Origin of the sequence: Anaeromassilibacillus sp. An200, assembly GCF_002160025.1 — a bacterium.
Taxonomy (GTDB): domain Bacteria; phylum Bacillota; class Clostridia; order Oscillospirales; family Acutalibacteraceae; genus Caccousia; species Caccousia stercoris.
Genome location: NZ_NFJU01000139.1, coordinates 1 through 699 on the forward strand (window position 1 = coordinate 1; position 699 = coordinate 699).

Here is a 699-nt window from a genome sequence, read left to right on the forward strand (position 1 = left end):
GGGGCCGGATCACCGGCGTGAGGAAGGCGGACGGCTCCACAGAGCAGTATGCCTATAACTTCGCGGGGGATATGGTGTCCTCCACCGACGGTGAGGGCCATACCACCCAGTATGAGTATAACCGCATGGGGAAGCTCTCCGCTATTGTGGATCCCACCGGTGAAAAGGAGAGCTATTGCTATGACGGCCAGGGGCGGTTGGTTCGCAGAACCGACCGCAGCGGCGTGACAGTGGAGCTGGGGTACAACCTCTATGGTGCGCCCCTGTTCAAAAAGGAAAAAGACAGCGCTCAGGGTGATTTTTACGAATACACCCCGGAGGGCTTACTCAAGTGCGCCATTTCTAAGGGAATGCGGTACGCCTATGAGTACGACGCCATGGACCGCATGACCCGCAAGAGTGCCAGCGGCCGCACGCTGCTGGCCCTGGCCTATGACAGGAACGGCAACAAGATCAGTCAGGCCGATGTAACAGGCAAAGTGACGGAATATGCCTATTCTCCTCTTGATCTGCTGGAAAGAGTGTGGGATGATGGAAAGGAACTGGCAGCCTATACCTATAACCCGGACGGTACGCCCAAGGCCGTGACCCATGGCCCCATCCGGCAGGAGTACGCCTATGACCTGGACAAGAACCTGACGGGCTTGACCGTCCGCTCCGGGGACGCGCTTCTGGCCCGGAACAGCTACGCCTACGACG

The 699-nt window shown here is 58.8% G+C and carries 1 protein-coding gene; it reads left to right on the forward strand.

Going from position 1 to position 699, the window contains the following annotated elements; all coding sequences use genetic code 11:
- The coding region (locus tag B5F35_RS18260; RefSeq protein ID WP_140401308.1) for an RHS repeat protein at positions 1 to 699 on the forward strand (699 nt) is incomplete at both ends.